The 20,798-nt window shown below is 71.7% G+C and carries 23 protein-coding genes; 11 read left to right on the forward strand and 12 right to left on the reverse strand.

The window, feature by feature from the left end:
* Positions 1-385: 385 nt before the first annotated feature.
* From HB662_RS28230 to HB662_RS28245, 4 genes are all read right to left on the reverse strand, one after another.
* Positions 386-1,357, reverse strand: coding sequence for a Bug family tripartite tricarboxylate transporter substrate binding protein (locus HB662_RS28230; RefSeq protein ID WP_245185978.1), 972 nt, complete (start codon positions 1,355-1,357; stop codon positions 386-388).
* Positions 1,358-1,469: 112 nt separating this feature from the next.
* Entirely contained in the window at positions 1,470-2,441 is a 972-nt protein-coding gene (locus HB662_RS28235) for a tripartite tricarboxylate transporter substrate binding protein (protein ID WP_245185979.1), read from the reverse strand.
* An 88-nt stretch (positions 2,442-2,529) separates the two neighbouring features.
* A complete protein-coding gene (locus tag HB662_RS28240) occupies positions 2,530-3,675 on the reverse strand; it encodes an MFS transporter (RefSeq protein WP_168055328.1) in 1,146 nt (381 codons plus the stop codon).
* 97 nt (positions 3,676-3,772) lie between these two features.
* Positions 3,773-4,216 carry a hypothetical protein gene (locus HB662_RS28245; protein WP_168055330.1) on the reverse strand — a complete coding sequence of 148 codons (444 nt, stop codon included), beginning with the start codon at positions 4,214-4,216 and terminating at the stop codon, positions 3,773-3,775.
* Between the two features lie 312 nt (positions 4,217-4,528).
* Between HB662_RS28245 and HB662_RS28250 the strand changes: the two genes are divergently transcribed.
* Both HB662_RS28250 and HB662_RS28255 read left to right on the forward strand, forming a co-directional pair.
* Positions 4,529-5,203: a trypsin-like peptidase domain-containing protein gene (locus tag HB662_RS28250; protein WP_168055332.1), complete on the forward strand. Its 675-nt coding sequence runs from the start codon at positions 4,529-4,531 to the stop codon at positions 5,201-5,203.
* A gap of 245 nt (positions 5,204-5,448) precedes the next feature.
* Positions 5,449-5,901, forward strand: a complete 453-nt coding sequence (locus HB662_RS28255) for a septal ring lytic transglycosylase RlpA family protein (protein ID WP_245185981.1) — start codon at positions 5,449-5,451, stop codon at positions 5,899-5,901.
* Positions 5,902-5,913: 12 nt separating this feature from the next.
* Here the strand turns inward: HB662_RS28255 and HB662_RS28260 are convergent, their stop codons facing one another.
* Positions 5,914-6,153 (reverse strand): DUF1127 domain-containing protein, encoded by a 240-nt coding sequence (locus HB662_RS28260; protein ID WP_168055334.1) that lies wholly within the window; start codon positions 6,151-6,153, stop codon positions 5,914-5,916.
* A gap of 109 nt (positions 6,154-6,262) precedes the next feature.
* Between HB662_RS28260 and HB662_RS28265 the strand changes: the two genes are divergently transcribed.
* Positions 6,263-7,213 carry a LysR family transcriptional regulator gene (locus HB662_RS28265; RefSeq protein WP_245185982.1) on the forward strand — a complete coding sequence of 317 codons (951 nt, stop codon included), beginning with the start codon at positions 6,263-6,265 and terminating at the stop codon, positions 7,211-7,213.
* A 15-nt stretch (positions 7,214-7,228) separates the two neighbouring features.
* Here HB662_RS28265 and HB662_RS28270 read toward each other — a convergent pair whose 3' ends face one another.
* The 5 genes from HB662_RS28270 to HB662_RS28290 form a co-directional block, all read right to left on the reverse strand.
* Complete coding sequence (locus HB662_RS28270; RefSeq protein WP_168055336.1) at positions 7,229-7,834, reverse strand: DUF882 domain-containing protein; 606 nt, start codon at positions 7,832-7,834, stop codon at positions 7,229-7,231.
* Positions 7,834-9,405, reverse strand: a complete 1,572-nt coding sequence (locus tag HB662_RS28275) for a L,D-transpeptidase family protein (RefSeq protein ID WP_168055338.1) — start codon at positions 9,403-9,405, stop codon at positions 7,834-7,836. Before HB662_RS28275 ends, HB662_RS28270 begins: the two co-directional genes overlap by 1 nt.
* Before the next feature lie 104 nt (positions 9,406-9,509).
* Positions 9,510-10,259 (reverse strand): SDR family oxidoreductase, encoded by a 750-nt coding sequence (locus HB662_RS28280; protein ID WP_342449606.1) that lies wholly within the window; start codon positions 10,257-10,259, stop codon positions 9,510-9,512.
* Between the two features lie 44 nt (positions 10,260-10,303).
* Positions 10,304-10,546, reverse strand: coding sequence for a hypothetical protein (locus tag HB662_RS28285; protein ID WP_168055340.1), 243 nt, complete (start codon positions 10,544-10,546; stop codon positions 10,304-10,306).
* A gap of 48 nt (positions 10,547-10,594) precedes the next feature.
* Entirely contained in the window at positions 10,595-10,840 is a 246-nt protein-coding gene (locus tag HB662_RS28290) for a hypothetical protein (RefSeq protein ID WP_168055342.1), read from the reverse strand.
* Between the two features lie 178 nt (positions 10,841-11,018).
* Between HB662_RS28290 and HB662_RS28295 the strand changes: the two genes are divergently transcribed.
* From HB662_RS28295 to HB662_RS28310, 4 genes are read left to right on the forward strand one after another with little or no spacing between them, the layout of a single operon-like run.
* On the forward strand, positions 11,019-12,125 hold the full coding sequence (locus HB662_RS28295) for an Ldh family oxidoreductase (RefSeq protein ID WP_168055344.1): 1,107 nt from the start codon (positions 11,019-11,021) through the stop codon (positions 12,123-12,125).
* Positions 12,126-12,137: 12 nt separating this feature from the next.
* A complete protein-coding gene (locus HB662_RS28300; protein ID WP_168055346.1) occupies positions 12,138-13,031 on the forward strand; it encodes an isocitrate lyase/PEP mutase family protein in 894 nt (297 codons plus the stop codon).
* Positions 13,031-13,762 (forward strand): haloacid dehalogenase type II, encoded by a 732-nt coding sequence (locus HB662_RS28305; RefSeq protein ID WP_168055348.1) that lies wholly within the window; start codon positions 13,031-13,033, stop codon positions 13,760-13,762. The genes HB662_RS28300 and HB662_RS28305 overlap by 1 nt, the downstream gene beginning before the upstream one ends.
* Before the next feature lie 48 nt (positions 13,763-13,810).
* Positions 13,811-15,001: a class I SAM-dependent methyltransferase gene (locus HB662_RS28310; protein WP_168055350.1), complete on the forward strand. Its 1,191-nt coding sequence runs from the start codon at positions 13,811-13,813 to the stop codon at positions 14,999-15,001.
* A gap of 130 nt (positions 15,002-15,131) precedes the next feature.
* Here the strand turns inward: HB662_RS28310 and HB662_RS28315 are convergent, their stop codons facing one another.
* Positions 15,132-15,962, reverse strand: a complete 831-nt coding sequence (locus HB662_RS28315) for a ChaN family lipoprotein (protein ID WP_168055352.1) — start codon at positions 15,960-15,962, stop codon at positions 15,132-15,134.
* Between the two features lie 96 nt (positions 15,963-16,058).
* On the reverse strand, positions 16,059-17,051 hold the full coding sequence (locus tag HB662_RS28320) for a Bug family tripartite tricarboxylate transporter substrate binding protein (RefSeq protein WP_245185983.1): 993 nt from the start codon (positions 17,049-17,051) through the stop codon (positions 16,059-16,061).
* Positions 17,052-17,159: 108 nt separating this feature from the next.
* Here HB662_RS28320 and HB662_RS28325 point away from each other — a divergent pair, with 108 nt between their 5' ends.
* The 4 genes from HB662_RS28325 to HB662_RS28340 are packed head-to-tail and all read left to right on the forward strand — an operon-like array spanning position 17,160 to position 20,734.
* Positions 17,160-17,879, forward strand: a complete 720-nt coding sequence (locus HB662_RS28325) for a DUF1028 domain-containing protein (RefSeq protein WP_168055354.1) — start codon at positions 17,160-17,162, stop codon at positions 17,877-17,879.
* A gap of 10 nt (positions 17,880-17,889) precedes the next feature.
* Complete coding sequence (locus tag HB662_RS28330; RefSeq protein WP_168055356.1) at positions 17,890-19,101, forward strand: MFS transporter; 1,212 nt, start codon at positions 17,890-17,892, stop codon at positions 19,099-19,101.
* Between the two features lie 30 nt (positions 19,102-19,131).
* On the forward strand, positions 19,132-20,097 hold the full coding sequence (locus tag HB662_RS28335) for a Gfo/Idh/MocA family protein (protein WP_168055358.1): 966 nt from the start codon (positions 19,132-19,134) through the stop codon (positions 20,095-20,097).
* Positions 20,087-20,734, forward strand: a complete 648-nt coding sequence (locus HB662_RS28340) for a histidine phosphatase family protein (RefSeq protein ID WP_168055360.1) — start codon at positions 20,087-20,089, stop codon at positions 20,732-20,734. The genes HB662_RS28335 and HB662_RS28340 overlap by 11 nt, the downstream gene beginning before the upstream one ends.
* The last annotated feature ends 64 nt before the right edge of the window (positions 20,735-20,798 follow it).

Below are 20,798 nucleotides of genomic sequence, written 5' to 3' on the forward strand. Positions count from 1 at the left end.
TTCCCCCCGCAAACCCGCAACCCACCTTCGTGAGCCACAGCGCAAGAGCCAAAGAGCAAACCAAATACTCTTCCCTCAACAGATATACAGCTTGAAAGAACGGTGGGACCGATGGGCCGGCACCCCGTGGGGCGCCAGCTTCTTTGTCCCGTCTACCTCCGCCTTGGCGGGCCGATGAACTTAGCGAGTGTCTCGCTTCGTTTCAAGTGGCTGCCTCGTCGTCGGTGGGCGCTTTCTAATGTCGGGGTGGCCTCCTGTCAAATGCCCCCTCCAGCCCCCTGCCCCACCCCGGAAACCCAGGTCCCGCCTCGCTCCGGCACGCAAAAGGGGCGGCCCCGGCGGGCCGCCCCTGTCATCGAAGCGCATTTTTTCCGAGGAAAAAGTTTCAGCTGTCGACGCGGATGTTGTTGTCGCGGATCACCGCCCCCCACCGCTCGATCTCCGCCGCCACGAAGGTCCGCGCCTCCGCCGGCGTGGAGGCCACGATGTCGCAGCCCTGCTCCTCGATACGGGACTTCACCGCCGGCTCGTTCAGAACCTGCTTCAGCGCGGCGTGCATGCGGTCCACGATCGGCTGCGGCGTGCCCGCCCGGCCGAAGAAGCCCCACCAGGTCGGCGCCTCGAAATTGCCGAAGCCCTGCTGCGCGAAGCTCTGCGTGCCCGGCACGTGCCGCGTCTCCCCGCGCGTCGTCACGCCGAGCGGCCGCAGCGTGCCGGCCCGGATATGCTGGGAGACGATGACCACATTGGTCATGAACAGCGGAATCTCGCCTGCAACCGCCGCGGTCACGGCGGGTCCGCCGCCACGGTAGGGCACATGGGTCAGCTTGAAGCCGTTCTGCTGCTGCAGCAGCGTGGTGGCGATATGCGCCAGCCCGCCGACGCCGGATGTCGCGTAGTTCAGCCGCTCCGGGTCCTGCTTCGCGGCCTCCATCACCTCCCGGAAATTGCGGAAGGGGGTGTCCTTGTGTGCCGTCATCACCAGCGGGCCGGTGGCGACCAGGCTGACCGGGACCAGATCCTCCATGGTCTTGTAGTTCAGCCGCAGCAGGGTCTGGTTCGGCGCCTCATTGTCATAGGCCAGCATCCAGGCGCTGCCATCCGCCGGCGCCCGGGCCATTTCGGAGGCGCCGATCGAGCCCGAGGCACCGCCGCGGTTCTCGATCACCACCGACTGCCCGAGCACGGCCGCGAGCCGCGGCTGGAACAGGCGGGCAACCGTGTCCGTGGACCCGCCCGGCGCCCAGGGCACGATCAGCCGGATCGGCCGGTCCGGCCAGCTTCCCTGGGCACGCAGAACCGTCGGCGCTGCCAGGCCCAGGGCCGCCAGGGTCATCACTTTGCGACGCTGCATCATGTGCAGGACTCCTCCCGTTATTCGTTTCCGAGCCAAACTAGAAGCGCCGGCCCCGCTTCGCCAAGCCCGCACTTCGATCCCACCCTCAGCCGCCAGATGGCCGGGTGGCGCATCAGCTATCCGCGCGGATGTTGTTGTCGCGGATCACGGCGCCCCATTTCTCGATCTCGGCGCGCACGAAGGCCTCGGTTTCCGCCGGGGTGGAGCCGACGATGTCGGCGCCCTGCTCCGCCATCCGCGCCTGCACATTGGCCTCCGCCAGCACCTGCTTCACCGCCTGCTGCATGCGGCTCACGATCGGCGCCGGGATCCCTGCCGGGCCGACCAGCAGCCAGTAGGTCAGCGCCTCGAAATCCGGGAAGCCCTGCCGGGTGAAGGGCACCACGCCGGGCAGGTAGCGACTGTCGGTCTTCTGGGTCAGGCCCAGCGGCCGCAGCGCGCCGGCGCGGATATGCGGCAGGATGATCACGATATTGGACATGAACAACGGCACGTGGCCGGCCAGCGCGTCCTGCAGCGCCGGGCCGCCGCCACGGTAGGGCACGTGTTCCAGCCGGAAGTCGCCGCGCTGCTGCAGCAGTACCGTGGCGATGTGGGCGCCGCTGCCGACCCCGGTGGTGGCGTAGTTCAGCGTCTGCGGCCGCGCCCGCGCGGCCTCCACCATCTGGCCGAAATTCTGGAACGGGGTGGAGGGGTGGGTCACCAACGCATAGGGACAGGTGCCGACCAGCGTGCAGAAGGAAAATGCCTGCATCACCCGGTAGGGAAGCTGCATCAGCGTCTCGTTGGTGGCCAGGGTGTCGTTTGCCAGCAGCCAGGTGTAGCCATCCGGCGCCGCCCGAGCTGTCTCGGACGACCCGACGGAGCCCGAGGCCCCTGCCCGGTTCTCCACCACCACCGGCCGGCCCAGCAATTCGGTCAGCTTCGGTTGCAGGATCCGCGCCACGGTGTCGTTCGACCCGCCGGGCGGATAGGGCACGATGATGCGGATCGGCCGGTCCGGCCAGGACCCCTGCGCGCGGCCGATGGACGGCATGGCGAGCAGCGCTGCGGTCGGTGCGGCCAGCAAGGTGCGACGTTGCATCGCTTATTGTCTCCGTTTCCCTGGCGCATTGCGGCATGCCAGGGCGCGCCGATCAAGCGGTGATCCGTAGGCCCGCCATAGCCAAGGCCTATCGCGGCGCCCGGAAGGCGCGCAGCGCCAGCGCCGCCCCGGCCAGTGCCAGCATGGCGCCGGCAAGGCCGGTCCAGGCCAGCCCCACGGCCGCGATCACCACGCCGCCATAGGCCGCGCCGCTGCCCTGCCCGGCCAGGATGAAGGCGCCATTCAGCGCCAGCGCCACCGAGCGGTCCTGCGGTGCCAGCCCCATCAGCCGTGCCTGCACCAGCGGCGCCAGCGCGAACAGGGAGGCGGAGCCGGCGAAGACCAGCAGGCTAAGCGGTGCCACATGCCAAAGCGCCGGCGATTGCGCCAGCAGTGCCGAATAGCCGAGCAGTGCCAGCGTCAGCACCAGGAACAGCGCCACCGGCACCCGCGCCCCGCCGTCATCCGCCAGCCGGCCACCCAGGCCGATGCCGAGCAGGCTGCCGAGTCCCACGAAGACCTGGACGGCGCCGATCCCGGACCCCTCGATCCGCGTGGTCGCCGTGACGATCGGCCCGAGATAGGCGGCGATGCAGAACAGCCCGGCGAAGGCCAGCAGGCTGGTGCCCAGCACCGCGATGATATCGGGCCGCAGCGCCATCCGCAGCGAGCCGGCGCCGCCGCGATCCGTGCTCGGCAGGCGCGGCAACCCCAGCCAGACCGCCATCGCCGCCACCGCCGCCAGGCTGCCGGAGAAGACGAAGGTGGCGCGCCAGCCCAGCGCGCCGCCGATCGCGGTGCCGAGCGGAATGCCGAAGGAGAAGGCGAGGGTCAGCCCGGCCATCACCGTCGCGATCGCCCGCCCACGCTGCGCCGCCGGCACCAGCATCGATGCCGCGACCGCAGGCAGCACCAGTGCCGCGGCCAGCGCCGTCACCACGCGGAGCGCCAAAGCGGTGGCGAAATCCGGCACGGCCGCGGTGGCCAGGTTGAGCAGCGCGATCAGCCCGAGGCCCACCGCCAGCAGCAGCCGCCGATCCACCCGCGCGGTCAGCGCCGCGATCGGCGGGCCGGCGATGGCGAAGGTCAGCGCATAGCTGGCGGCGAGCTGCCCGGCCGTGGCCAGGCTTACCCCCAGATCCTCCGCCATGCGGGCGATCAGGCCGGTGAAGGCGTAGGCGCCGGTCGCGGCCGCGAATTGTGCGCCCGTCAGCAGCCAGACTCGGCGATCCATCCTCACCCCCGCACCCGCCTTGCGCGGCGCGCCGCGGTGACCCCGCCCTATATATGTGCGGGAACCATATGTGCAGGGACGGCCGCTTCAGGCCGGCTCAGTGGGACCAGGGATCGCCCAGCCGAAGCCCGGCCCGGCGAAAGGCGCAGCCGAGCGCGATGGAGGCCCCGGTGGCGGCATAGGCCTGGTAGGGCGGAAGCCGCCGCAACAGGCAGGCCAGCGCTTCCCGCCGCGGCCCGCGCTGGGCGCAGGCGACGGCCAGCAGCAGGGCCGGCTCCTCCCCCACCAGCCGGGGGCACAGCGGGCAGCCCAGCGTCAGCGGGTGCTGGGCCAGGGTACGGAGCAGCGCGTCCAGCGGTTCCGCCGCGCCCATCGCATCCTCCGTCGCCAGCAGCCGTCGCACCGCCAGCAGGGCCGGCTGGCCCTGCCGGGCGGCGGCGGCCCAGGCACGTGCGGAATCGATCAGCAGCCTTTCGGCAACCGGCAGCGCATCCGCTTCCGCGCCGGTCCAGGGCCAATTGGGAAGGCCGGTTGTCGCCATGGAATCGCTCCTGCCTGATGCGCCATCGCTACCGCAGTTGCGAGTCATTCGCAAACACTACTGCAGGGGCGGCGCGATTCAGGAAGCGGAAACCCCGCGCGGGGCAGCCTGCCGGCACATGCGGTCCAGGATGTTCCCATGCGATCCACGCGCCAGCCGCGCCCGCCACGCCCGCCACGCGCGCCACGCGCGCCCCGAGCGCCCCGAGCGCCCCGAGCGCCCCGAGCGCCCCGAGCGCCACGCCTTCCACGCCTGCCGGCCCTCTGCGCCGAGGCCGCGCGGCTCCTCGGCTTCCTGTCGGCTGGCCTGGTTGTGGGCCTTCTCCTCGGCGCCTGTACCCGGCTACCGGCAGAGGAGGCACGCGGTGGCCCCGCCGCCGCCGCCGCCAGCTTCGGCTTCGCGGCGCTGTCCAGCCATGGCGTTCCGCTCGGCTCCGCCGTGGCGGTGGCGCCGGATCGGCTGCTGACCAACGCCCACGTCCTGCCGGAAGGCCTGACCACCCTGCAGGCACAGCGCGGCGATGCCGCGGTGACGGTCACGGCCCTGGTGCTGGCCCGCAGCCCGGCGCTGGATCTGGCGGTGCTGCGGGTCTCGCCCGGTGTGTTCAAACCGGTGCCGCGGCAGGCGGCCGCCCCGGCGACCGGCCAGCGCATCTGGGCCATCGGCGCGCCCTCGGCTGGTCCGGCGCTGGCAGAGGGGGTGGTTGAGCAGCCAGACGCCGTGCTGGCCGGCCGCGGCCCGGGCTTCATCGCGCGAATCGGCGCGCTGATGGGCTACTCGGGTGGCGCGGCCCTGGATGCTCAGGGCCGTCTCCGGGGCCTGGTGACCGCCCAGCTGGGTGCCGGAAGTTCTCCCGCGCTGGCCGCACTGACCGGATTGGATCCCGCAGTGTTTTCACCTTCGCGTGACCAGCGTAAGGTTTTCGTCCTATCCATTGACGCCGCGATACGCGAATCCAACCGGATCGCCCCGCCTGGCCTACCCTGATGCACTCCGTGCTTGACCCACCAGCCTAGCTGCGGCCCTTACAGACGGCCGCCCCCCCAAAGCCGGCGGAACTACCACCGCGACGCACCCCCCGGCGCGCCGCCTCTTCGCCAAAGGCACACGCAACCTCGGGTTCCTGCCCGGGGCGTGCCACCGGTTCGACCGCCGGCCTCGCCCGGACACAGCTCGGACCGCGTGCCAACGAGGCCGCTCCTGACTCCGGGTGGCGTGAAGGAGGATATGGATTGCCAAACCTGCCCATGCGGCGCCTCGCGCTGCTGGCCTGCCTGGCCCTTGCTGCCGCTGCCCCGCTGCCGAGCGTCGCGAATGATTTCGCGCCCCAGCGCGGCATTGCTTCCTATTACCACCCCACCTACTTCACCGGCCGCCCTATGGCCAACGGAGATCGTTTCGATCCCAGGTCAAACTCCGCCGCGCACCGCACCCTGCCCTTCGGCACCCTGGTCGAGGTGACGAATCTACGGAACGGGCGGACGCGCACCGTGGTGATCGAGGATCGTGGCCCCTTCATCGACGGCCGGATCATCGACCTCTCGCCGCGCATCGCCGAGGAACTCGGCATGCGCGACGCCGGGCTTGCCCGGGTGGAGGTGCGGCCGATCAGCCAGGCCGACCTGCTGATGGAGGCCTATAACAGCCGCCAGCCGATGATCGAGGTCGCCGAACAGATGGATTGAGGCCCCCGGGCCTCACATCCCGCGCGGACCGGTATCCCACGGCGCGCGCGCCGCTTCGGTCAGCGCATCGCAGCGGCTGATGCCGATATCCTTCAGCATCCGCTCATCCATCTCCGCCAATTGCCGGCGGGTGGTGATGACGCGCAACGTGACGGCGAGCCAGTCCAGCCAGCCACGGGCGGCCGGCGCGCGCCGCGCGACAGGGTGAAGGTTCCGCCGCACGCCATCGGGCGAGAGCAAGAAACCGGACATCGGGGCATTCCTTCTGCTGGTCGATCTGCCGCCAGCATCGGTTGCGCGCCACCATCAGTAAAACGAGTTATATTGACGGAGCGCATCATGGTCCTTGATGATGCTCCGCATGGCACCGATGGCCCCCCGGGCGCTTGCCCTCGACCCCGACCTGCTGCGCGCCTTCGTGCTGATCGCCGAGGGCGGGTCCTTCACCCGGGCGGCGGATCGCCTGGGCCGCACGCAATCCGCCGTTTCCATGCAGATCCGCCGGCTTGAGGATCTGCTGGGCCAGCCGCTGCTGGTCCGCACGCACCGGGGCGTGCAGACCACGCCGCAGGGCGGCTGGCTGCTGGAACGCGCTCGCGACCTGCTGCTGCTGAACGACGAGATCATCGGCAATTTCCGCGCCCCGCCGATGGTCGGCAATGTGCGGCTCGGCACGCCGGATGACTATGCGCTGAACTGGCTGCCCAACATCCTGGCCCGCTTCGCCGAGGCGCATCCGGCGGTGGAGCTGGACGTCACCTGCCTGAATTCGGACGTGCTGGTGGACAAGTTCCGCGACGGGCAGCTCGACCTGACCCTGGTCAGCGAGGGGCAGGAACCGCCGGGCGTGCAGGCGCAGCGCATCTGGCGCGGGCCGCTGCGCTGGGTCGGCAGCCCGACGCATGGCCTGCACCGGCGCGATCCCCTGCCCCTGGCCCTGTCCCGCCCGAATGAGAACCCCGCCCGCCCCGACCACGCCTGCGCCTGGCGCAGCGCGGCGCTGGAGGCACTTCAGGAAGCCGGGCGGCCGGCGCGCGTCACCTATAATTCCGCGACGCAGACCGGCTGCTTCACCGTGGCGCTCGCGGGCCTGGCGCTGACCGTCAGCACGCCTACCACGCTGCCGCTGGGCCTGGCCTGGATGGGTGAGGCGGAGGGCCTGCCGCCCTTGCCGGACATGGGCATCCTGCTGCTGCGCCAGCCGGCGGCGCGCGGCGTGCCGGCCGTCGATGCGCTGGCGGAGCACATCACCGAGGGCTTCCGGCGCGCGACGGATGGCAACCTGGCGCTGACCGGGACGATCGCGGCCTGACCGGGCCGCGCCCGCCTACCAGCGCCGGACCGGACCGCAATCCAGGTGAACGAAGCCGTCCCGCTGATACAGACCGACGCCGCCCAGCCGCATATCCGCTGCGAGCCGCGCGAGCTGCATGGAGTTGCGCCCGGGCAGGCGGCAATCCGCTGCCATGCCCGACATGTGCAGGGAGACGCGGGAGACGCGGGTGCTGCGGCGGGCGTTGCCGGCATTGGTCTCCGGCGTGCGGTAGCCGCTGACCACCTCGAAGCTCTCGTCGCTGTCCATCTGGCGCGCCACGGTGGACATCACGTCGAACAGGCGCGGGTCCATCGGCGTGGTTTCCGCCCGCGACAGGTCGCGGAACACGAAGTCCAGCCGGCGCAGCGCCTCCCGGTCGTACCGGCCATCGCGGAAATAGACGCCGGAGAAGCTGTCATTGGTCACCTGGCGCCGCACCCGCAGGCTACGCGTGGCACCCTGCGCCAGCACCGGGCCTGCCGCCACGGCACCGGCGCCGGCCAGCACCGCCGCCAGCAACCCGCGCCGCGGCACCGCATGCTCAGGCACCAGCGCCTCCGGCCCGCAGCAGGGGCAGGCGCCGGACCACAGGCCGCCATGGCCAAAGGAGCGCCGCATCAGCGCGCCACCTGACGTGCGAGCCCCGCCACCAGGGGCCGGGGTGCCGTTGCCATGGCGCGGGCATAGGCCGCATCGAGGCGGTAGATGTCCGGCCGGATCCGCACCCGGCCACCCGCTTCCACCATAACCGTGTTGTAGTGCAGCCGGACGGGTAGGCTGCGGCCCAGCGAGATCACGCTGGTGGACCGGCTGGCCAGAGCCCGCTCGGCGCGCGGCAGGTTCCAGCCCGGGGTGTTTTCCAGCAGCACCGCCATCAGCTGGTTCGGCTCCGCCAGGCGAATGCAGCCCGAGGAGAAGGCGCGGTCCGGCCGGCGGAACAGGTGCCGGTCGGGCGTGTCGTGCAGGAAGATGTCCTCGTTGTTCGGCATGATGAACTTCAGCCGCCCGAGCGCCGAGGAATCGCCCGCATCCTGCCGCACGAAATAGGGGAAGCGGCGACCGTTGATGCTGGACCAGTCGATGGTCCGCGGGTCGATCTCCATCCGCTCCCCACCAACCACGGTGAAGACGCGGAAGCCGCGTTCCATCATCGCCTGGGGGTCGCGGCGGAAGCGCGGCAGCAGGTCTTCCCGCGCATTGCGCTCCGGCACGCCCCAGGGCGGGTTGAACTGCAGGGCGGTCAGCCGCACCGCCATCATCGGCGTGGCGCGGTCCGGCCGGCCGACGATGACGGCCATGGAGAGGATCTCGCGGTCGCCTTCCATCACCTGCAGGCGGTAGTCGGGGACATTCACCTCCACCCGGCGCTCGGCGGGCGGCGGGGCTGCGGCGCGGCGCATGTCCAGCGCGACGCGGAGCTGGTCCACCCGCGCGGTCAGCGGCCGATTCAGCAGGCCGATGGTTATGCGGCCGACGCGGCCATCCACCTGCAGCCCGTTGTCGCCCTGCCAGCGGCGCACCGCCTCCTCAAGCACCGGGTCGTACAGCGCGCCGGCATCCGGGGCGGCGGCCAGCACCGGGTCCTCCACCGCGATCCGGGCGCGCAGCAGCGGCACCCGCAGGGGGTCGACCATGCCCGGGTCGATCGTCGTCTCGCCCGGGATCGGCGAGAAGGGCGTCGCCGCGATCTGCCGCTGGCGCGCCAGTTCCGCCTTCAGCGCCGCCGCACCCTGCGGCCGAAGCGCCGCGCGATCGATCAAGGCCGCCGGGTCGGGCGTGGTCGCGAGTTCGGTGAGCCAGGCCTGCACATCGAGGGCGGAATGGTCGCGCCGCAGGTCCGGCCGGCCCGGCATGTCGCGCACCCGGCCCAGCAGCAGGTCCGACAGCGCGGCGGCGGACGCCGCATGCAGCCCCGTGCGATAGCTGGCGGGGTCGCTGGCGGCCAGGGCGCTGTCCGGGATGCCGTAGTGGCGCGGGTCCAGCCCGTCCTCCTCCAGCCGCAGCAGGCGGTCCACCAGGCGCAGCAGCGCATCGGTCGCCGGCAGAGGCGCGAAGCCGGGCGCGGCACCCTGCTGCGCCGCGACCGGCAGGTTGATGGGCTGGACGCCACGTGGGGCGACCTGGGCTGACGCCGGGGCTGCGACCAGGGCGAGGGCTGCGGCGAGGAGCGGCCGGCGTTCGATCTGCATGGGCCTGAAATACCGAAGCGGGCCCCGGGTTGCAAACACCTCGTTGGTTTCAGCCATTTCGCGACAACACTTTAACTGATCCCTCCGGAACTAATCCCTCTGGATCAACGTCCACCCCCCACCGGCAGCACCGCCCCGGTGACATAGGCGCTGGCCGGCGACAGCAGGAACAGGATGGTCTCCGCCACCTCCTCCGGCGTGCCCATGCGGCGCAGCGGGATGTTCGGCACGATGCGGTCGATACGCTCCGGAATGCCGGCGCTGGCGTGGATGTCCGTGTCGATCATGCCGGGGGCCACGGCGTTGACGCGGATACCCTCCCCGGCCAGTTCCCGCGCCAGCCCCAGCACCAGGCTGTCCACCGCCCCCTTGCTCGCGGCGTAATGCACGAATTCGAAGGCCGAGCCGATCTGCGCGGCGCGGGAGGAAACGGCGACGATGCCGCCGCCCTGCCCACCGCGCCCCGTCGCCATCCGCGCCGCCGCATGCCGGCAGGCGCTGGCGAGACCGAGCACATTCACCCGGAACACCTCCGCCCAGGTCTCGTCGGTGGAGGCAAGGAAGTCGGAGGCCGGGCCGGTGATGCCGGCATTGGCTACCAGCGCATCCAGCCGCCCGAAGCGGCGATCCAGCGCCGCGAAGGCACGCGCGGTGGCGACCGCATCGCCGGCATCCGCCTGCACCAGTTCGACCGCCGCGCCGGCTTCCCGGCAGGCCGCGGCGGTGGCCTGCGCCGCATCCTCTCCGCCGCGCCAGGTCAGCAGCAGGTCATGTCCGCGCGCCGCCGCAAGCCGCGCCACCGCGGCGCCGATACCGCGCCCGGCGCCCGTCACCAGCATCACTGGCCTGCTCACATTCCCCACTCCCCGCTTCTGGTGCCGCCACCAGAGCGCGAAGCTCAGCCAAGCGCCAGATACAGCAACCAGGCGATCAGCGCCGCCAGCCCGAGAACGACCGCGCCGGAGCCCATGACGGCCAGACCCTCGCCACGGCGCTCACCTTCCTCCGGCTTCGCGATGGGGCGGGAGGGCGGCATGGCGACGCGCGGCGTGAAGGGATCGGGGCGCGAGGGCGGCAGCGCCCGATCCACAGGCTGCATCCTCGGGCGTTCAGGCGCGATCGGGTAGGGCTGGTCAGACATGGACTGGCTCCTTGCCGGGGGATCCCCATGGCAAGGTCAACGCGCCGTTCAGCCCGAAGTGAGCAGCCAGCCGAGTAAAAGAATGCCCGCGGCGGCCACCGCCATACCCTTCAGCGTCGCCCAGACCTCGGACCGGCTGCCGGCCGTCTCCGCTTCCTCCGGCAGGTAGTTCGGGCGCTGCGGCAATTCGGCATGGGCGAAGGGATCGCGCCGCGGCGGCGCGGCCGGAAGAAGCCGCGCGACGCCCGCCCGGTCGCCGCCCTGCGTCGCTTCCGTGGAATGTCGTCCGGACATGTCGGGTGCCTCCGCTGCCGTTTCGAACAGGTGCGGACCACGCTATCAGGCACGCAGGGCGCGGCACAATCATGTTGATTCTAATACAAAATCCGCGCCGCCGCCTGACCCCAGATTGACGGCCCGCCCGCACCGGTGCACCCCTTGCGGCCTTGGGAATACGGAAACGACGAAGACCATGCGGGCAAGTGCGGACAGCGTGCGGGCACAGATCCTTGCCATCCTGGATGCCTGGGGCATGCCGGGGGACCTTGCGGCGGAAACCGCGGAGGTGATGCTGGATACCGACCTCGCCGGCGTGGACAGCCACGGCATCGGCATGCTGGCGAGCTATGAGGGCATGCGCCATGTCGGCCAGGTGAAGCTGGATGCGCGGCCGCGGATCGAACGCGATTCCGGCGCGGTGGCCCTGGTGGATGGCGGCGCCGGGCTGGGCCATCCGGCGGCCGCCTTCGCCATGCGGCTGGCGATCCAGCGCGCGAAGCAGCACGGCATCGGCGCCGTCGCCGTGCGCAACAGCCACCATTTCGGCGCGGCCGGCTGGTATGTGAAGCTGGCCGCGAAATCCGGCTGCATCGGCCTGGTGACCAGCGGCACGCGCACCATGGCGATGGTGCCGACGCATGGCGCCGTTCCGGTGCTCGGCACCAACCCCATCGCCTTCGCCGCCCCCGGCCAGCGCCAGCCGCCGGTGGTGCTGGACATGGCGACCACCACGGCGGCGGCCAACAAGGTTCGCGCCAAGGCGCTGCGCAACAAGCCGATCCCGGCCGGCTGGGTGATGGACGGCGCCGGCAACCCGGTGACCGACGGCGCCGCCGCCGTGGCGCAGGTGTTCGAGAAGCCGGAGGGCGGCCTCTCCCCGGTCGGCGGCACGCCGGACATGGCCAGCCACAAGGGCTACGGCCTGGCGCTAATGGCGCATATCCTGGGCGCGACGCTGTCCGGCGCCTCCTTCTCGCCGATCCGGGTGCGGACGCAGCGGCCGGAGGATCCGGACGATATCGGCCATTTCATGCTGGCGATCGACCCCACCGCCTTCCGGCCGGCGGGCGATTTCGAGCAGGATCTGGACCAGGCTGTGGATGTGCTGCGCGCCACCCCGCCGGCCGACCCGGCGCAGCCGGTGCTGGTGCCGGGCGACCCGGAACGCGCGGAACATGCCGACCGCAGCGCGCATGGCATTCCGATCCCGGCCGGGTTGGAAGCGCAGATCCGCGCCATCGCCGAACGTGCCAATGTGCCTTTCCTGCTGAAGACCGCCCCCGCTTCTGCAAACGCCTGAAGGAACCGACCCATGCCGCATCCCTCGCTCCGCCAGGCGCTCGCCGCCGATGAGTTCATCCTCGCCCCGGGCGTGTTCGACATGATCTCGGCCAAGGTCGCCGATGGCATGGGGTTCAAGGCGCTGTATGCCACCGGCTTCGGCGTCACCGCGTCCCATCTCGGGCTGCCGGATGCGGGGATTGCCACCTACACCGACATGGTCTCCCGCATGGGCACCATTGCGCGCGGCTGCACGACGCCGGTGATCGCGGATGCCGATACCGGCTATGGCGGCCTGCTGAACGTGCGCCACGCGGTGCGCGGCTATGAGGATGCGGGCGTCACCGCCATCCAGATCGAAGACCAGGAAGTGCCGAAGAAATGCGGCCACACGCCCGGCCGCAAGGTGATCCCGGCGGAGGAGATGGCGCTGAAGATCCGCGTCGCCGTCGAGGCCCGCCGCAGCGAGGATTTCCTGATCATCGCCCGCACCGACAGCCGCACCAGCCTCGGCCTTGAGGAAGCGATCCGCCGCGGCAAGATCTTTGCCGAGGCCGGCGCCGACGTGATCTTCATCGAAAGCCCCGAGAGCGAGGCTGAGATGGCCGAGGTCGGCCGGCAGATCAAGAAGCCGCTGTTTGCCAACATGGTGGAAGGCGGATGCACGCCGATCGTCCCGGCGGACCGGCTGCACGCCATGGGCTACCGCATCGCCATCTACCCGGCGGTGGGCTTCCTGACCGTCGCCGCCGCGCTGACCAAGGCCTATGGCCAGCTCAAGGCCGATGGCCATTCCAACAACATGGGCGTCAACGACGCCTACAGCTTTGCCCGGATGTGCGAGCTGATGGGCTTCCCCGATGTCTGGGCCTTCGACAAGAAGTGGGCCGAGGAAGCCGGCAACCTGCCGAAGGCTGCCGAGTGATGGCGGCGCAACCGCACGGCATCCAGGCGCTGCTGTTCGACGTCTTCGGCACAGTCGTCGATTGGCGATCCTCCATCGCGCGGGATGCCGCGCCCTTCCTCGCCCGGCACCTGCCGGGCCTGGAGGGCGCGGCCTTCGCCGCTGCCTGGCGCCGCCGCTACCAGCCGGCGATGGAGGCGGTGCGGACGGGCGCACGGCCCTTCACCAAGCTCGACATCCTGCACCGGGAGAACCTGGAGGGGGTGCTGCGCGATCACGGGCTGGACCCCGCCAGCCTGCCGGAAGCGGAGCTGGATGGGCTGAACCGCCTCTGGCACCGGCTGGACCCCTGGCCGGACAGCGTGGCGGGGCTGCACCGGTTGAAGGCGCGCTTCATCATCGCGCCGCTGTCGAACGGCAATATCGCGCTGCTGCTGAACATGGCCAAGCGCGCCGGCCTGCCCTGGGATGCGATCCTCGGCGCCGAAGCCTCCCAGGCCTACAAGCCGAACCGGGAGGCCTATCTGCGGACGGCGGATATCCTCGGCCTGCCGCCGGAGGCCTGCATGCTGGTGGCCGCCCATAATGGCGACCTGGCGGCGGCAAGGCGCTGCGGCTTCCGCACCGCCTTCATCGCCCGGCCCACCGAATACGGGCCGGAGCAGGCGAAGGACCTGGCGGCGGAGCAGGATTGGGACTTCGTCGCGCCGAGCTTCCCGGCGCTGGCCGACCAGCTCGGTTGCCCCGCTTGAAGCGCCCCGCTTAACTGGCGCCGCATCGCAGCAGGCGCCCGAGACCGCATGTCCTTTCCGCATGACGACACCGCCTGGGCCGAGACCGCCCAGTTCCTGCGTGGCCGCCTGACGCCGGCGGATAGGGTGGTGGCACCCGACCCGTTCCGCTGGGCGATCCCGCGCGCCGAGCCCTTCGCCGCCGCCACGGGCCGGGCGCCGGCGGATTTCGCCTGGGTCGTAGCCCACAAGGGCGAGTTGGACCGTATCCCGCGCGGCTTCCTCGATGCGCTGCCGCGGGACGCCGTGCCGGTCTTCGCCAACCCGGTCTTCGTCGTCTTCGCCCGCACCGCCAGCCCGGGCCTGCCGGACCTGACCGAAACGGACCATTTTCGCGCCTTCGAGGCCAACCGCCTCGCCCTGCCGCCGGAGCCTGAGCCCGAACCGGCGGCTGTGCCCGAACCGCCGCCGGCCGTGGCCGAGGCCCCGGCGCGCCCGCTGCCCGCTGCCCGGCCGCCCAGCCCACCGCGCCCGCCCCGGTCGCCGCCCCGCATCAGCGAGATGCCACCGCGCCCCTGGCTGTTGCCCGGCGGCACGCCCGGCCCGGCGCGGGAGGCAGCCTTCCAGGCGGAGTTGGACCGGCTGGTGGCCGAGTATCTCGGCGAGGCGCGGGAGGAGGTGGTGCTCGATATCGCCTGCGGTCCCGGCCGCCTGGGCGGGCTGCTGCCCGGCGCCGCCCGCATCACCGGCACCGACCAGTCGCAGGCGGCGCTGGATGCGGCGGCGATCCGCCATGGCGGCGACCAGCGCTTCGATTTCATCCGCATGGACGCCGCCCGGCTGAGCTTTCCGGAGGCGAGCTTCGACACCGCCCTGCTGCTGGACAGCCTGGAGATGCTGCCCGACCCCGCCGCCGCCCTGGCCGAGGCCGCCCGCGTGCTGGCGCGCGGTGGCCGGCTGATGCTCTCGGCGATGAACCGCGACAGCCTGGCGCTCCGCGCGCGGCGCCGGCTGGGTGGGGAGGTGCCGCCGCTCGGCTTCACGCTGGCGGAGGTCACCGGGATGCTGCGTGCCGTCGGGCTGACGGTGACGCGCAGCGATGGCTGCTTCCTGTCGCCCGGCTGGGCCCTGCCCGGCGCCGCCCCCGGCCTGGCGGCGCTGGAGGAGGATCCGGAATTCATCGAGGCCGCCCGCCGCCTCGGCCGCCGGGCGGGGCCGGAGGATTCGCTGGCCTTCGTGCTGCTGGCGCGGAAGGGTTAGGCCTCCACTGCGGGGGAGAAAATCGGGTGAGCCGGGCGTGTAAGGCTCCGAGCGCTTCCCAATTTGCACAGCCCCCCTCACCCAAACCCTCTCCCCCCTTGCGGGTGGAGAGGGCTTCGTCAGTGGCGTGTCAGGCCTTCGGCGCCCGCGCCACAGGCTCCTCCGGCCGGTCCAGCCGGAACACCGCCTCCGCGATGCCGGCCATCTCCGCCGGGTCCAGCGCCGCCGCCTCGCTCGGTGCCAGCACCGCGACATCGGTGATGCCGAGGTCGCGGAGCTGGTGCGGCGTGCCATGGCCGTAGTCCAGGTGGCCGCGGCCGATGATGCCGACGACCTGCGGCGGCGGTCCCTCCGCCACGGCGATATGGCGCGCGATGTTGCAGGCGAAGGCGCGGTCCCAGACCTGCTGGGCGCGCAGGAAGCGGTCCGTGATGTCGGACTCGGCGCGGCCGGTCAGCCGGGCGATATATGCACGATGGCCCTCGGTCGGCGGCGCGGACGGGGTCAGGCCGTCCCGCTCCGCCTCCGGCACCGAGTCCCAACCTTCCTTGCCGACGCGGGTGACCAGCGGGCGGTGGCAGTTCAGCGCCAGCATGGGCACCGCCTGCTGCCGGCAGAAATGGAACAGCGGCAGGTAGATCTCGGGCGGGAAGCCCCACACCGTCTCCCACTCCACTTCGCGCAGGAAGTCCGCGGTGCGCAGTTCGCCCGCCACCCATCGGTCCAGCACCGGCTGGACGCGGCGCGGAAACATCTCGAACCCCACCGCGAGGTTCGGGCGCAGCAGGTGCAGGCAGGTGGTGACCTGCAACTGCCAGCGGTGGATTTCCGCCACATCATGCGTCTCGCCCAGCAGCACCGCCTGGCGGGTGGCCAGGCTGCGCATCAGGCCGGGTGCATCGAGCAGCGCGCCGGTGGAAGGGTCCATCCATCGGGCGCGGGGATGCGGAATGGCGGTCATGCGGTGCCTCGATTCAATGCGAATGATTCTCATTCACATGAAGCGGCGCCACGCGGAAGCCCCCCGCCGCGCCGGGCGGCGGGGGGCTGAGGCGCCTCAGCCGCTGGCGATGCCGCCCTGGCGGATGATCGGCGTCCAGCGCGCCACCTCCCGCGCGATGTGGGCGGCGAAATCGGCGGGGGAGCCGCCGACCACCGTGCCGGCCTGCGTGTCGAAGATGCGCTGCTTCACATCCGGCATGGCGGCGATGCGGCCGAACACCTGGTTGATCTCCCGCGCCAGCCCGGCATCCATGCCGGCGGGCGCGACGATGCCGTGCCAGACCGCCACCTCGAAGCCCGGCATCACGGTGGAGATGGCGGGCGTGTTCGGCAGCAGCGGCGTGCCGGCGGCATTGCCCACCGCGATCGCCTTTGCATTGCCCTGGCGGATCTGCCCGATGCCGGAGGAGACGGTGGGGAAGCCGAATTGCGCGTCGCCACGGATCAGCGCCGTCACCATCTCGGCGCCCGATCGGTAGGGCACATGCACCATGCTGATGCCGGCTTCCTTCAGGAACAGCGCCATGAACAGGTGGCTGCCATTGCCGTTGCCGGCGGAAGAATAGGTGAAGCCATCCGGCCGCGCCTTCGCCTGCTCGATCACCTGCTGCACCGTGGTGGCGGTGACGGTCGGATGCGCCATCAGCACCGCCGGCAGGTTCACCAAGTGGATGATCGGGGTGAAGGCGGTGGGCGGCTCGTAGCTCAGGCTCGGGATCAGTTCCTTGCCGATGGCGTTGGCGCCGACATCGGCCATCATCAGCGTCAGCCCATCCGGCTTCTCCCGCGCCACGGCCGCGCCGGCGATGGTGCCGCCGGCGCCGGGGCGGTTCTCCACCACCAGGGTCTGCCCGCCGGTCACTTCGGGGAATTTCGCCGCGACGGTGCGCGACAGCGTGTCGATCGCGCCGCCGGCGCCGAAGGGCACGATCAGGCGGATCGGCCGGTCCGGCCAGCCGGACTGGGCGCGGGCGATGGCCGGCGCGGCAAGCAGCCCGATGCTCGCCAGAACGTGGCGGCGCAGCAGATTGATCGACTTGATCGACATATTTCATTCCTCCCTTGAGACGTTGCGACCAAAATGACCCAGCAAGGGCTGGCGCGCAATCACGGAAGGACATGTAGTGTGGCCCGCCTCGTGAGTCGGATGCTTGCCATGACCTGGTCCATCGTCGCCCATGACCCGGAGACCGGCGCCTTTGCCGTGGCCGTAACCACATGCGCCTTCGCCGTCGGGGCCTCATGCCCCTTCGTCCGATCCGGTGTCGGCGCCGTCTCCACCCAATCCATGACCAATCGCTACCTCGGCCCGGTGGTGCTGGATGGCATGGCGCGTGGCCTGTCGCCCGCCGTCGCGATCGAGAGCGCCATGGCGGGGGATGAGGGGCGCGGGCTGCGCCAGATCCATGCGGTGGACCGGCATGGCCGCAGTGCCGCCTATACCGGCGGGAACTGCGTGGAATGGTGCGGCGACGTCACCTCCGCCCATGTCTCCTTCGCCGGCAACATGCTGGCCGGCCCGGCGGTGCTGGCGGACACCTACGCCGCCTTCGTCACCAACCCGGACCTGAAGCTGGCCGAGCGGATGCTGGCGGCGCTGGATGCCGGGGAGGCTGCGGGCGGCGACCGGCGGGGCCGGCAATCCGCGGCGCTGGTGCTGACCACGACTGAGGATTTCCCGGACCTTTCGCTGCGCGTGGATGACCACCCGCTGCCGCTGGTGGAACTGCGCCGGCTGTATGGCGTGTGGCTGCGCGAACGTGCGCCCGGGCTGCGCGACCAGCCTTCGCGCGCGCGGCCCGCCGGGCTGATCGACCTCGACACCATCGAGGCGCGCTGGATGGCAAAGGGGCTCGACCTGCGGCTGCGGCGGTGATCCGCGGGCGATGCTGAAACCCTGGGTCGCGGCACTTTCCGCCACGCTGCTGATGCAGACCGTCGGCACCTTCCTCAACCAGTCGCTACCGGTTGTGGCGCCGCTGATGACGGCGGATCTGGGGCTGCGGCCGGAGACGATCGGCAACTTCGCCAGCGTCAACACGCTCGGCGCCATCCTGTTCCTGCTGTTCGGCACGCCGCTGGTGGCACGTTTCGGGCCGCTGCGGATGCTCCAGGCGGGCGCGGTGCTGGGCTGCCTGGCGCTGCTGACGGCGGCCGCCGGAATTGTCTGGCTGCTGCCCTTCGCGGCGCTGCTGATGGGCATCGGCTATGGCCCGACAGGGCCGGCCGGTAGCCGCATCCTCCAGGCCACCGCGCCGCCGCGGCACCGCGTGCTGATCTTTTCCGTCAAGCAGGCCGGCGCGCCGGCCGGCGGGGCGCTGGCCGGGCTGGTGGCGGCGCCGATGGCGGCGGCCTTCGGCTGGCAGGTGGCACTGCTCACCGGCATCGGCGTTGCGCTGGTCTGCGCCGTGCTGATCCAGCCGCTGCGTCCGCAACTGGATGCGGAGCGGGAGCCGGCGCGGCCACTGCGCGACGCCTTTTCCCCCCGCCGCCTGGCCGCGCCGGTAAATGCGCTGCGGATGCATCGCGTGCTGCCGCCGCTGACCCTGCAGGCCTTCGCCTTCGCCGCGTTGCAGGGCAGCCTGTTCGCCTTCACCGTCACCTGGCTGGTGCAGGAGCACGGCTTCAGCCTGACCAGCGCCGGCAGCCTGTTCGCCGCGATGCAGGTGGCCGGCGTGGTCGGGCGGCTGGCGCTCGGCTGGGCGGCGGATCGCATCGGCGATGCCACGCGCAGCCTGGCGGTGCATGGGCTGGTGGCGGCGGGCCTGTCCGCGCTCTGGGTCAGCTTCGGGCCGGGCGCGCATTGGGCCCTGGCCCTGGCGCTGGCGATCGGCGCCGGCTTCACCGCCGCGAGCTGGAACGGCATCTTCCTGGCCGAGGTCGCCCGCGTGGCGCCGCCGGACCGTGTGGCGGAAGCATCCTCCGGCGCCATCCTGCTGTGCTTCCTGGGCTATCTAACGGCGCCGAGCGCCTTCGCCTGGACCGTCACCGGCACCGGAAGCTGGACCCTGCCCTACTACGTCGCCTGCGGCCTGTTGGCCGTGGTATCCCTGGTGGTGCTGGCGCTGCGGGCTGGACGCGACGCGGACAGGGGCTAAATCAGCCCATCAGTCGTAAAGGGGGTCCGCATGGCGGTCGCGTTGGGCATCGTCGGCTTCGGCATCATGGGGGAACGCCTGCTGCGCGCGGCACTGAACCATGACCAGGCGGAGATCCGCCCCGTGGCGGTGTGGGACCCGAGCCCCGAAGCGGCCGCCAGGCTGGCCGCCATCGCGCCCGGCCTGCCGATGCTGGACAGTCCGGCGGCGGTGATCGCGGCCTGCGAGGCGCTGTACATCGCCTCCCCGCCCAGCTCTCACCTGGAGCACGCCGGCGCCGCCTTCGCCGCCGGCCGCGCCGCCTTCCTGGAGAAGCCGCTGGCCGCGGACCTTGTGGCGGCGCGCAGCTTCGTGGATGCGGCGGAGGACAGCCATGCCCGCGCCGCGGTGAACTTCCCCATGGCCTCCTCCCCCGCCGTGGCGCAGCTTCGCGCCTGGCGCGAGGGGCTGGGCGCGCCGCGGGCGCTGACCATCCACGCCGAATTCGCCACCTGGCCGCGCGGCTGGCAGCACGCCGCCGCCGGCTGGCTGGCGAAGCGCGCGGAGGGCGGCTTCACGCGGGAGGTGCTGTCCCACTTCCTGTTCCTGACCCGCCGCCAGCTCGGCAAGCTGGTGCTGCTGGAGCGGTCCGCCGAATTCCCCGAAGGCGACGGGGCGGAGACGGCGGTGCATGCCCGGCTGCTGGCCGGCGACACGCAGGTCACCCTCTCCGGCCAGGTCGGCGGCACCGATCGCGACGAGGGCAATGAATGGCGGCTGGAGGCCGAGGCCGGCAGCATCCGGCTGCGCGACTGGTCGCTGGCGGAGCGGCTGGAGGCCGACGGTACCTTCCGCCCGGCGCCGGATGCGCTGCCGAATGAAAAGATGCGCCCGATGGTGCTGCGCGGCCAGCTGTCCAAGCTCGCCGCCCTGACCCGCGGCGAACCCCAGGACCTCGCCACGTTGCGGGAGGCGCTGGAGGTGCAGGAGGTGGTGGAGGGCATCCTTGGCGCCTGACCGCCGCACGCTTCTCCTCGCGCTGCTGGCCCTCCCCGCCGCGGCGCAGACCCGCCTGCAGCCGCACACGGACCACAGCGCCGAGGGCGCGGCGCTGGTGGCGCGGCTGCGGCAGGGCGGGCTGGTGCTGTTCTTCCGCCACGCCGACACGCGCGGCGAGCCCTGCGACCGCAGCTACCGCCTCGGCGACCGCCCCGGCCAGCGCAACCTGTCGCCGGAGGGCCGCGCGCAATCGCTGCGCATCGGCGCGAGGCTGGCCGAGCTCGGCATCCCGGTGACGCGGCCGGTGCTGGCCGGGCCGGTGTTCCGGGCGCGGGACACGGCGGAGCTGGCCTTCGGCGCGGCGGATGTGACGGTCACCGACAGCCTGCTGGCGGATGACTATGCCGGCGGGCGGCTGGGCTGGGTGCTGGCGGAACATCGCCGCCTGTTCGCCGCCCCCGTGCCGCCCGGCACCAACAGGATCCTGGTCGGCCACCGCACGCCGGCCATCATGGTCGCCGGGCCGCAGGTCGGTGGCCGCGCCTTCCCGGAGGGTGCCGCGCTGGTGCTGGCACCGCGAGGCGCGGAATTCGAGGCGCTCGGCATATTGGATATGGTGCCCCTGCCCGGCGGCGGGTTCCACGAGTGCGGATGAACGGCGAATGACGAAGTTCTGACGAGACCGCGCAGGAAACCGCAGGCGGGGCTGGATGCTTGGT

Origin of the sequence: Falsiroseomonas frigidaquae (assembly GCF_012163145.1) — a bacterium.
GTDB lineage: Bacteria > Pseudomonadota > Alphaproteobacteria > Acetobacterales > Acetobacteraceae > Falsiroseomonas > Falsiroseomonas frigidaquae.